The organism is Thiococcus pfennigii (assembly GCF_016583835.1).
Lineage (GTDB): Bacteria > Pseudomonadota > Gammaproteobacteria > Chromatiales > Chromatiaceae > Thiococcus > Thiococcus pfennigii.
Map to the genome: position 1 here is coordinate 1 of NZ_NRRW01000078.1, position 11,548 is coordinate 11,548.

Genomic DNA, 11,548 nt, shown 5'->3' on the forward strand with positions numbered 1-11,548 from the left:
CGAACAATCAGGCAGTTAGCGGCGGCGCCGTGGGCCCAGACGGCTTCCGGCCGCTCGACTTCCGGTGCCCGATTCGATTATAAGGCATTGTTCTTGCGATTGAAAACGACTTTCCGTCCAGGCACTATCTGGATCTTTATTCTCAGCGCCGGTGCCCGCAGCAACGGCCCGAAGGATGGGGTGCTTCCTGCTCACGGAAACCATGGCGAGGCGCCACGAGCTTCCGATGACATCCTACGATCGTCTGTTCCCCAATCAGGACACCATGCCGCGGGGAGGATTCGCCGACCTCATCGTGAGCATGGCCAAGCAATCTGATGGCTTGATGTTCACGAAAATTGAGGGGCGCCCCGATCCCGGTTGGTAGGTATCACCTCGATGGGGCTTCGCCTAGACCCCGGACTCGCCGTGAGGCAGCCCCGCCAGGACTTGTTAAGCCTGGCCCGGCGTCGATAGCGTGGTTTGCCTCCAAGGCGGTCGGGGCCCACCCCATCCGCTGCGACCGGCTTCATCATTCGCTCCGCCTCGCCGTCTCCCGGAGCGGCTGTTCCAGTAGCGCCCGGGGACGCCATGCTGATCGAGTGATGCGACCAGCCAGGCGGTTGGGCCAAAGGGGGCAGTAGGGTCAATTCTTGCGTCTGTAAAGCGATGACCTGCCTAGGCCGGGAGCACGGCTCAACCCGCGTTGATACGGTCTTCGTCGTCAAGGGTAGGTGACGAGTGGGAGCGCCCGGGGAGCGGAGTTGGGGCCTCCCTCCCGCCGGGCAGGCGACCTCGGGGGCGAAGCCCATCCGGGAGGTCACTTCGCGCCACTCCGGCAGCACCGCCTACTGGGGACGACTGGCCTGCGCTTCACATTCCAAGGCATCGAACCAGGATAAACGGGTCCCCTTCTTGTCCCATAGCGTCACCGGTCCCATAGCGTCACCGGGCCGGATCGATGCCGAGGTGGCCGCGGAGTCGCCCGAGAACCTCGGCGCGCACGCCGTCGCCGATGCAACCGAGCCGGGTCGCATCCCCGGCCTCGATGGTGGCGATCTTGGCGGTGCGGATCACGGACGGGGCGGGCAGCCCGGTGCCGGACAGATCGTCGAGCACGACATCACCGGGCCAGCCTCGGTTCTGCACGCTGGTGATCATCAGCACCCAAAGGAGCCGGAAGTCGGAGGCATTGCCGTCTGTGATATCGCCCGCGGAGATGACGAGTGCCGGCCGCGATTGACGTGTCGGGCGGCTCGTGTACGAGAACGGCACCTTGACGACATCGCCCTGGGTGAAGGTCGGCATCGGCTCAAAGGTCTGCGTAAGCCACTGCGTCCGCGTCCGAGTGCCACTCGTCGAAGGTACGGAAGGGATCGCCCATGGCTTCATCGGCCCGCTTGGTGAGGATCACTCGACCCGCTTCCAGCCGATATTCCAGCTCGTCGCCCTCATGCAGATTCAACGCGGCGCGGACGGGCTGTGGAATGGTCGTCTGCGCCTTGCTCGTCAGTTTGCTGGTAATCATGGCCCGACCCCGGTAAGGATATTCCTTTCAGACGTTATCCGCGACGCGCGGCCGGGTCAATGCCCCAATTCGCTCGACGCCTGGTCTTGTCACGCCTAACGCAAAGAATGTAGCGCAGTTCGATCGCGGCTGAACGACCTCAGATCGACGGGCCCGGTGTCGTCCGGGGCGGATCGGGGTCGGAATGATCCGGCAACGCTCGTCATCCAGATCGAACATCGTCGTTTTCTATCGTTGCTCGTCACGACGCCCGAGGGATATGCAGCTTGCCGCCCTCGGTCTCGTCGATCAGGCCGATCGCAGCCAGCCGATGCGCGTCGGCATGCAGGGCGCGCACATCGCGCCCGACGCGCCGGGCCAACTCGCGGACGCCGATCGGGCCGGCACCGCACAGTGCCTTGAGGATCGCGAAGCGGTTGCCGGTCAGGGTGTCGAGCAACGCCTCTTCGGAGTCGAACAGGTATCGCGGCGGCTGCGGCTGGCCCGATTCGACCGTCGCGATGGCTTGGGCGAGCGCGGCCTCCTCACTCGCCACTTCGATGATCAGCGTGTCCATGAGTTGCCCTCTTGGTAACGAGGGAAAAACAAGTGGCGCACATCACCATGGGGAGCAGGCGTCCCGCCCGCCTGGCGGGCCAGAGGCGCGCCCCCCGTTGTTTCAGGTGTTCTTGAATCGTTCCTCACCTTGATGGCGTCAATGGCAAGGGTCCGCGCAACGCACTCTACAACGCACCCATCGCCTGAGACGAGCGCCCCTCCGGCCCCGCCGCGACGCCCCCTTGTTTGCGAGAGCCCTTCCGGCGCCGTGTCGCCCCCGATGCGGCTCCGACTGGCGGGCCTGCCAAACCGCGGGCGCGCGGCTAGAATGAACCCGAGGACAACGCGGCGAGCGAGGGGCCGACGCCCGGCGATGGCCCGTGCCCGAGCGTCCGCGTCCTCTACCTCGGGCGCCGCGACGACGGCGCCCGACACGGAGCCGAACCAACGTCCCCGTCTGCCGAGGTCTCTGCCATGCCCGCTTCGCCGTCGCGTCCCGCCGCGCTACGCCTCGTCTTGGTCCTGCTGACGCTGTGCCTCATCGCACCTTGGCTATGGGCGGCGGACGGGGCTGAGCGCGACCTGATCCTGATCGACGGAGGCGATTATTTCGGCCACGACTATGCGACGCGCAAGGATCTTTCCCTGGCCGATTGCCAGGCGGCCTGCCTCGCCGACGCGCGCTGCCTGTCCTTCACCTACAACCTCAAGGCCCGCTGGTGCTTCCTGAAGAGCGATTACGGCGAGCTGCGCCCGTTCGCCGGGGCGGTGACCGGCCGGATCCTGACGGGCTCGCCGGCGACCCGGGCCGAGCGCCGCGCCGCCCGGCTCGGCGAGTTGGGCTTCCTGCCGCCAGGCTATGCCGACGAGGCACAACGCCTGGCGGCAAGCCTCGCGGCCGCGCCGGCCCCGGGCGGCCTGCCGCAGGCGCCGCTGGTCGAGGCCGAGGCGGCGATCGCCGCCGGCAACGCCGCGAAGGCGGTCGGCCTCTACAGGCAGGCGCTGCGCCAGGCCCAGGACGACCCCGCGCTCTGGGCGGCGCTCGCGCGCGCGGCACTGACCGCCAAGACCGACGACTGGCGCGCCCGCGAACGCTTCCGCGAGCAGGCGAGCGGCGCGGCGATCAACGCCTACCTGCGCGCCGAGGGCGATGCGGAGCGGGCCGAGAGCCTCGCCCTGCTCGGCCGCGCCCTCGCGGCGCGCTCGGCCTGGCAGGCCGCGATCCGCGCCGAGCGCGCGTCCCTCGCGCTCATCGAGGACGCGGCGGTGCGCGCCCACTACGACCGGTTGATCGCCGCGCACGGCTTTCGGATCCTCGACCACCGGGTCGACGCCGAGGCCGCGAGCCCGCGGATCTGTCTCCAGTTCTCCCAGCCGCTCCCCCAGCGCCGCCCCGAGCTCGCCGACTTCGTGTCCGTGCCGGGCCACCCGGAGCTGGCCGTCGAGGTCGAGGAGCAGCAGGTCTGCATCGACGGCGCCCGCCACGGCGAGCGCTACCGCATCCTCGTGCGCGCCGGGCTGCCGGCCGACGACGGCGAGCGGCTCGCCCGGTCGTCCGAACTGGAGGTCTACGTCCGCGACCGCGCCCCGGCGGTGCGCTTCCTCGGGCGCGCCTATGTGCTGCCGAAGGGCGGCGAGGCGGCCATCCCGTTCGTCTCGGTGAACACCGACGAGGTCGCCGCGACCCTCTATCGGATCGGCGACCGCGCCCTCGCCCCCGCGATCGGCGACGGCACCTTCCTGAAGCCGCTCGAGGAATACGAGACGCGCCGCATCCGCGAGCAGACCGGCGAGCGGCTCTGGAGCGGCACCGTCACGGTCACGAGCGAGCTGAACCGGGACGTGACGACCGCCGTGCCGGTCGGCGAGCTGATCGCAGACCTCGCCCCCGGCGTCTACATCCTGACGGCCCGCCCGGCCCAAGTCCCCGACGAGGACCAGGCGGCGACCCAGTGGTTCGTCGTCTCCGACATCGGCCTCGGCGCCTTCGCCGGGGCCGACGGCCTGCATGTGGTCGCGCGCGCCCTGTCGACGGCCTCCCCGCTCGCCGACCTCGAAGTGCGCCTGGTGGCGCGCAACAACGAGGTCCTAGCCCAGGCGACGACGGACGCCGCCGGCCTCGCGCAGATCCCGGCCGGGCTGCTGCGCGGCCGCGGCGGCCAGGCGCCGGCGCTGCTCGTCGCCGAGGGGCCGGACGGCGACTACGGCTTCCTCGACCTGACCAGTACGCCGTTCGACCTGACCGACCGAGGCGTCGCCGGGCGCCCCGCGCCCCAGCCGCTCGACGTCTACCTGGTGACCGAGCGCGGCGTCTACCGGCCCGGCGAGTCGGTGCAGATCACGGCCCTGCTGCGCGATGAGCGGGCGCGCGCCCTCGCCGATCTGCCGCTGACCCTGGTCGTGCGCCGTCCCGACGGCGTCGAGCACACCCGGGTGCTGACCGAGGACGGCGGCCTCGGCGGGCGCACGCTGACCCTCGACCTGCTGCCGAGCGCGATGCACGGCACCTGGCGCGTCGCCGCCTACGGCGACCCGCAGGCCCCGGCGCTCGCCGAGCAGCCGTTCGCCGTCGAGGACTTCCGCCCCGAGCGGCTCGACTTCGCGCTCGCGGCACCGCCCGACCCGATCGACCCGGCCGACCCGCCGACCGTCACGCTGGCGGCGCGTTTCCTCTACGGCGCCCCGGCGGGCGACCTCGCGGTCTCGGGCACGACGCTGCTCCGGCCCGTCACCGAACTCGCCGAGCATCCGGGCTTCCGCTTCGGTCTCGCCGACGAGGAGGCCGAGCCCGTCAGCGCGCCGCTCCCCGGCACGCGCACCGATGCGACCGGGCAGGCGAGCCTGGTGGCGGTCCTGCCCGAGGCACCGGCGCTCACCCGGCCGCAGGTCGCCGAGGTGCGCGTCGAGGTCGCCGACGCCGGCGGGCGACCCGTCGAACGGATCCTGGAGCGGCCGGTGGCCGGGCAGGCGCCGCGGATCGGCATCCGGCCGGCCTTCCGCGAGCGGGTCGAGCAGGGCGGCAGCGCCGCCTTCGACCTGATCGGCATCGGCCCCGACGGCGCGCGCACCCCGCTCGCCGGGCTGAGCTGGACACTCGCGAAGGTCAACCGGACCTTCCAGTGGTACCGCCTGGACGGGCGCTGGGACTACGAGCCCATCGTCAGCCGCCAGCGGGTCGCGAGTGGCACGCTCGATCTCGCCGCCGACGCGGCCGGCCGCGTCGAGGCCGCCGTCGACTGGGGCGAGTATGTCCTGGAGGTCAGCGACCCGAGCGGCGCCGCGCTGCCCGCGAGCGTCACCTTCGAGGCCGGTTGGTACGTCGCGCCGACGGCCGTCGACACGCCGGATCGGGTCGAGCTCGCCCTCGACAAGGACCGCTACCGCATCGGCGAGACGGCGCGCGTGCACATCGCGCCGCGCTTCGCCGGCGAGGCCCTGGTCCTGGTCCTCGACGACCGGCTGATCGCGATGCGTGCCGTGAGCGTGCCCGCGGGCGGCACGACCGTCGAGCTGCCGGTCACCGCCGACTGGGGACCGGGCGCCTATGTCACGGCCGTCGTCTACCGGCCGATGGACCTGGCTGAGAAACGAATGCCGGGGCGGGCCATGGGCCTCGCCTGGGCCGGCGTCGACCCGGGCGAGCGGCGCCTCGCGGTGCGCCTCGACCACCCGGAGCCCGTCGCCCCGCGCGGGCCGCTGCCGCTCGAGGTCGCGATCGACAACCTGCCGGCCGGCGCCGAGGCCTATGTGACGGTCGCGGCCGTCGACGTCGGGATCCTCAATCTGACCCGCTACCAGGCCCCAGCCCCGGACGACTGGTATCTCGGCCAGCGGCGCCTCGGCATCGAGATCCGCGACCTCTACGGCCAGCTCATCGACCGCATGCAGGGCGCGCGCGGCCAGGTGCGCAGCGGCGGCGACGCCGGCATGCTGCGCCTCAGCGGCCCGCCGCCGACCGAGCGCCTGCTCGCCCTCTTCTCCGGGATCCGCCGCGTCGACGCCGACGGGCACGCGAGCATCGACTTCGAGCTACCCGACTTCAACGGCACGGTGCGGCTGATGGCGATGGCCTGGTCGGCCGACGGCGTCGGCCACGCGGTCGAGGACCTGATCGTGCGCGACCCGATCGTCATCGAGGCCGCCCTGCCCGGCTTCCTCGCCCCCGGCGACCACTCGCGGCTGCGTCTCGACCTGACCCAGCTCGAAGGCCCACCGGGCGATGCCGCCCTGTCGGTGACGAGTGCCCACGGGCGCGTGCGGATCGCCCCCGAGTATTTCAGCGACCAGGCCCACCAGCGCGTGGCGCTCGCCCGCGATGTGCGCACCGTCACCGAGATCCCGATCACGGCGCTCGCGAGCGGCGAAGACGAACTCAACGTCTTCCTCAAGACCCAATCGGGGCTCGTGCTGCACAAGACCCTGACGCTCGCGGTGCGCGACGCCACGCCGCCGCTCGTCGAGACCGCGGTCGTGCCCTTGCCCCCGGGCGGCGAGCTCGCGCTCGATGCCGAGCGGCTCGCCGCCCTGATCCCCGGCACCGCCAGCCTGTCGCTCGCGATCGACGGGGCGCTGGGGCTCGACGTGCCGGGCCTGGTGCGGACCCTCGACCGCTACCCCTTCGGCTGCGCCGAGCAGCTCGCGAGCCGCGCCCTGCCGCTCCTCTACCTCGACTCGCCGGCGCTGAGCGCCGGGCTCCGTGGCAACGGGGGCGCCGGCGCCGAGGCCCCGCAGCGGATCCGCGACGCGATCGCCGCGGTCCTCGCCAAGCAGGCCGCCCAGGGCAGCTTCGGCGCCTGGGCACCGGGCGACGGCGATCTGTGGCTCGACGCCTACGTGAGCGACTTCCTCACCCGCGCCCGCGAACAGGGCTACGAGGTCAAGGACACGGCCTTCCGCGCGGCCCTCGACAACCTGGCGAACCGCGTCGCCTACGGCGGGGAGTTCGGCACCGGCGGCGAGGACATCGCCTACGCCCTCTACGTGCTGGCGCGCAACGGCCGGGCGATCATCGGCGACCTGCGCTACTACGCGGCGGCCAAGCTCGATGCCTTCGCCACGCCGCTCGCCCGCGCCCAGCTCGGCGCGGCGCTCGCCCTCTACGGCGACCGGCCGCGGGCCGAGGCGGCCTTCGGGTCGGCGCTCGACCTCCTCGCCCGCCAGGCCGATGACGGCGGCTGGCGCGCCGACTACGGCTCGCCGTTGCGCGATGCGGCGGCGATCGCGACCCTGCTCGCCGAGACCGGCATCCGCCCGGGCGATCTCGCCGGGCTCGGCGAGCGGCTCGCGGCGCTGCGCGCCGAGCAGCCGCTGACCAGCACCCAGGAGCAGGCCTGGCTGCTGCTCGCCGCCCATGCCCTGACGAGCGGTGCCGCCGCACCCCAGCTCGAGATCGCCGGGCGGCGCCAAGACGGCCCCCTCTACCGGCGCCTCGACGCGGCGGCGCTCGCCGACGGGCCGCTGGTCATCGCCAACGTCGGCGAGCGGCCACTGGCCGCCGCCGTCACCCGCAGCGGCCAGCCCCTCGTGGCGCCGCCGGCCGGCGGGGAGGGCTACCGGATCACCCGCGCCTACTACGATCGCGAAGGCCGCTCGGTCGACCCGGCGCGCGTCGCGCAGGGCACCCGGCTGGTGGTCGTCGTCAGCGTCGCCGCCGACGCCCCGCGGGCCGCGCGGCTCCTCGTCCAGGACCCGCTACCGGCCGGCTTCGAGATCGACAACCCGCACCTGCTGCGCGCCGGTGACCTGACTGGCCTCCCCTGGCTGGACCTCACCGCACTGCCGGCCCACGAGGAGTTCCGCAGCGACCGCTTCGTCGCCGCCCTCGAACGCCGCGCCGACGACCCGGCCGCCTTCCAGCTCGCCTATCGGGTGCGTGCGGTCTCGCCCGGGCGCTTCGCCCACCCGGCCGCGACAGTCGAGGACATGTACCGCCCGGCGCAACGCGCCTGGACCGATACCGGCGAGGTCGAGGTCACGGCGCCATGAGTTTGCGACCCTGAGCCGGGCGCCCGGGCAAGGCGTTGGTTACGGTGAAAGCCCGCTGCGTAGGGTGTGGTGAGGAACGAACCGCACCGATGTCGGCTTTGCGAACGGTGCCGTGACACCCGTTGCCATGTCAGACATCCGCCACTCCAGGTTGCCGTGAACGCCGCTCGCAGCCGGTGCGATGGAGGCATGATCCACGGAGCAAGCGCCCTGGAAACACAAACCACTCAACATCATAGGATGCGCCGCGGGGGTCAGGATTGACAGGGCGCAAGACCGTTGTCATTCTGACAACAGCATGAACGCCGTCCTCTTGCTGAGATCTCGTGTCCTGTTGGGACCCAACCGCTTCGCCGACCTCGTGATCTGGCAGGTTCCGGTCCCTTTGGCTGGGAGCACGCATCCCTTCAAGTACCGACTTGCCTTGGTCGTGGATGAACTCTGTGTGCTGCGCTACGACAACGAATCGGGCAAGGGTGACCACAAGCACATCGGCCGGGATGAAGTCCCTTACGCCTTCACCACGCCGGATCGACTCGTCGACGACTTTTGGGCCGATGTCGCCCGACTGTGAGGCCACCATGACCACTGTCACCATCGAAGTCGCCAGCATCGAAACCACCGCCGCGCGCATGAAGTCCGCGTTTCGTGGCGAACCGCAAGGCTGCTACATCAGCTTCCCGAGCCATGAAGAACTCTGGAGCACCCTGACCGCGAACCGTTGGGCCATCCTCAAGGCCCTCACCGGCGCTGGCCCGCTCGGAGTGCGCGAACTGGCCCGACGCGTCGGGCGCGATGTCAAAGGCGTCCACGGCGACGCGCAGGCACTCGTCGCCGCCGGCGTGATCGACAAGACAACCGACGGTAAATTACTGTTTCCATATGACGAAGTGCACGTCGCCTTCATGCTGAAGGCGGCATGACCACCGCAGGAATTCGCCCGCGACAGGGGTGCACCGACCACACGCGCCTGACCCGAAGCATGGATCGCGATCGCAACGGAGGGACACCGCCTCGATGCACCGCCAACCACGACGTCGAATCCGTCCCATCGCCGAAATCCAGCAAGGCATCGCCCGACATCTCCCGTTCGTCGATCGAACGCGCGACCTTGACCGTGGCCACCCCATACGTCGCCCCGGTGAAGGCCGCAACGCGCTCCTGGAATGCGGTGACTTCGGCCCTGGTCAAGGACGTGGCCTCGGCCATTAACGGAGCAGTGCGTCTTGTTGATCGGGGGCCGCTAAACCTAAAAACGGCAGTTGACCGCTTCATCATGGATTCAAGTCGTTGAAATCGCGAAGATGCTTTGCGTGAATCCTGCTCACCCGCTCGCTGGAGGCCGCTACGGCGCCCGATGCGCGGCGCCCGGCGGTGTTACAAGTCGTTGCAATAGCCGGGCTATTGCGCCTCCTCGTGCCTTGCCGGACACCCCGCGCGGCGCACCTCGAGCACCGTCCAACTGCCGATTCTCGGTTAAATCGTGACCCTGGCCCGGTGCTGTTACCGTGAAAGTCCGCTGTGTAGGGTGTGGTGAGGAACGAACCGCACCAATGCCGGTGTTGCGAACGGTGCGGCTCGCAAGCTCACCGCACCCTACGGGCTCCATGCCATGGGGTGGCGCGAGTCGCCATGGAACCTAGCATGGGCATCGCAGCCCGCCGCCGGCGCGCGATCTTCGGCGTCGCGCTGCTCGCGGCCGCGCTGTTCGGGGCCGTGGCCGTGCCGCTCGGCTGGCGGGCGTTCGTGGCGGGGGTCGCACCGCCGTCGCTCGCGGTCCCGACCTCACCGCTCGTCGTTGACCGCGACGGAGAGCTGCTGCGGCCCTTCACGGTCGCCGATGGCCGCTGGCGGCTGCCGGTGACGCTCGACGAGGTCGATCCGCGTTTCGTCGCGATGCTGCTCGCGTGGGAGGACAAACGGTTCTTCTCGCACGCGGGTGTCGACCCCTGGGCGGTCGCGCGCGCCGCACTCCAGGCGCTCGCCGCGGGGCGGATCGTCTCCGGCGCATCGACCTTGACGATGCAGGTCGTGCGGCTGCGCGAGGGCGAGCCGACCCGCGACCTGGCGGGCAAGATCACGCAGGCGCGCCAGGCACTCGCGCTGGAGCGGCAGGCAGACAAGGCCGCGATCCTGACCGCCTACCTGCACCTCGCGCCCTACGGCGGCAACCTCGAAGGGGTGCGCAGCGCGGCGCTCGCGTATCTCGGAAAGGAGCCGCGGCGCCTGACCACGGCCGAGGCCGCGCTGCTCGTGGCCTTGCCGCAGGCCCCGGAGGCGCGCCGGCCGGACCGCGAGCCGCAGGCCGCCCGCCGGGCGCGCGACCGGGTCCTGGCCCGCGCCGAGGCCCGCGGCCTGATCGATGCCGCCGAGGCAGCCGCGGCCCGCCAGGAACCCGTCCCGACCCGCCGGCAACCCTTCCCGATGCTCGCCGCCCATGCCGCCGAGCGGGCCGTGCGCGAGGCGCCCGGCCAGGATCTCTACCGCCTGAGCATCGACGCCGGGCTCCAGCGCCGCCTGGAAGCGCTGGTGGCCGAGCGCGCCGCGGCCGTCGGCCCCGGGGTCTCGCTCGCGCTGCTCGCCGCCGATCATCGCAGCGGCGAGATCCTCGCCGCGGTCGGCTCGCCCGACCCCGTCTCGACCCGGCGCCAGGGCTTCATCGACATGACCCGCGCCGTGCGCTCGCCGGGCTCGACCCTCAAGCCGCTGATCTACGGCCTCGGCTTCGAGCTCGGCCTGGCGCACCCCGAGAGCCTGATCGAGGACCGTCCGAGCGGCTTCGCGGGCTATGTGCCGAGCAACTTCGATCGGACCTTCCAGGGCACGGTCACCGTGCGCGAGGCGCTCCAGCGCTCGCTCAACGTGCCGGCCGTGACCGTGCTCGAGGCGGTCGGCCCGGCGCGGCTCGTCGCCCGCCTGCGCCGTGCCGGCGTCGCGCCCGTGCTGCCCGACCTATCGCCGCCCGGGCTCGCGATCGGGCTCGGCGGGGTCGGCCTGACGCTGACCGATCTGGTCGCCCTCTATGCCGCGATCGCCCGCGGCGGCGAGGCGGTCGCGCTCAGCGACCGCCTCGCGCGCCCCGCGAGCGACCCAGGCCGCCGCGTCATGGACCGGCGCGCCGCCTGGCAGGTCGGCGACATCCTGGCCGGCGCGCCGGCCCCGACCAACGCCTCGCCCGGGACCCTCGCCTACAAGACCGGCACCTCCTATGGCTACCGCGACGCCTGGGCGATCGGCTTCGACGGGCGCCACGTCGTCGGCGTCTGGGTCGGCCGCCCCGACGGCGCCCCGGTGCCGGGGCTGGCCGGCATCGACGTCGCCGCCCCGATCCTGATCGACGCCTTCGCCCGCCTCGGCCCGCGCACCCCGCTGCCGCCCCCGCCGGCCGGCACCCTCATCGCGACCACCGCCGACCTGCCGCCGCCACTGCGCCGCGTACGCGACCCGCACCGGACATCGCAGACGACCATCGCCGCCCCCGAGATCGCCTACCCGCCGGACGGCGCCCAGATCCCCCTT

8 protein-coding genes and 1 pseudogene are annotated in these 11,548 nt (G+C 71.7%); 6 read left to right on the forward strand and 3 right to left on the reverse strand.

Translation table 11 applies throughout. The annotated features are described in order from the left end of the window. Positions 1 to 148: 148 nt before the first annotated feature. Positions 149 to 367: pseudogene (locus tag CKO41_RS19205) on the forward strand (TOTE conflict system archaeo-eukaryotic primase domain-containing protein); the annotation flags it as partial. A 557-nt stretch (positions 368 to 924) separates the two neighbouring features. Here the strand turns inward: CKO41_RS19205 and CKO41_RS16725 are convergent. The 3 genes from CKO41_RS16725 to CKO41_RS16735 all read right to left on the reverse strand — a co-directional run bounded on the left by CKO41_RS16725 (position 925) and on the right by CKO41_RS16735 (position 2,063). Continuing rightward, positions 925 to 1,287, reverse strand: a complete 363-nt coding sequence (locus tag CKO41_RS16725; protein ID WP_200383119.1) for a type II toxin-antitoxin system PemK/MazF family toxin — start codon at positions 1,285 to 1,287, stop codon at positions 925 to 927. Positions 1,288 to 1,291: 4 nt separating this feature from the next. Beyond that, positions 1,292 to 1,507 (reverse strand): AbrB/MazE/SpoVT family DNA-binding domain-containing protein, encoded by a 216-nt coding sequence (locus CKO41_RS16730; protein WP_200383120.1) that lies wholly within the window; start codon positions 1,505 to 1,507, stop codon positions 1,292 to 1,294. A 241-nt stretch (positions 1,508 to 1,748) separates the two neighbouring features. Then, positions 1,749 to 2,063 carry an HVO_A0114 family putative DNA-binding protein gene (locus tag CKO41_RS16735; protein WP_200252579.1) on the reverse strand — a complete coding sequence of 105 codons (315 nt, stop codon included), beginning with the start codon at positions 2,061 to 2,063 and terminating at the stop codon, positions 1,749 to 1,751. A 455-nt stretch (positions 2,064 to 2,518) separates the two neighbouring features. Between CKO41_RS16735 and CKO41_RS16740 the strand changes: the two genes are divergently transcribed. The 5 genes from CKO41_RS16740 to pbpC form a co-directional block, all read left to right on the forward strand. After that, the gene (locus CKO41_RS16740; RefSeq protein ID WP_200383121.1) at positions 2,519 to 8,029 is read left to right on the forward strand and encodes an alpha-2-macroglobulin family protein; all 5,511 of its coding nucleotides are present in this window, start codon (positions 2,519 to 2,521) and stop codon (positions 8,027 to 8,029) included. Positions 8,030 to 8,327: 298 nt separating this feature from the next. Continuing rightward, the gene (locus tag CKO41_RS16745; protein ID WP_200255030.1) at positions 8,328 to 8,603 is read left to right on the forward strand and encodes a toxin-antitoxin system TumE family protein; all 276 of its coding nucleotides are present in this window, start codon (positions 8,328 to 8,330) and stop codon (positions 8,601 to 8,603) included. A gap of 7 nt (positions 8,604 to 8,610) precedes the next feature. Then, positions 8,611 to 8,952: an HVO_A0114 family putative DNA-binding protein gene (locus tag CKO41_RS16750; RefSeq protein ID WP_200255029.1), complete on the forward strand. Its 342-nt coding sequence runs from the start codon at positions 8,611 to 8,613 to the stop codon at positions 8,950 to 8,952. Positions 8,953 to 9,011: 59 nt separating this feature from the next. Further along, positions 9,012 to 9,323: a hypothetical protein gene (locus tag CKO41_RS16755; protein ID WP_200255027.1), complete on the forward strand. Its 312-nt coding sequence runs from the start codon at positions 9,012 to 9,014 to the stop codon at positions 9,321 to 9,323. A gap of 350 nt (positions 9,324 to 9,673) precedes the next feature. Beyond that, the coding region (gene pbpC, locus CKO41_RS16760) for a penicillin-binding protein 1C (protein WP_242464396.1) at positions 9,674 to 11,548 on the forward strand (1,875 nt) is incomplete at its 3' end.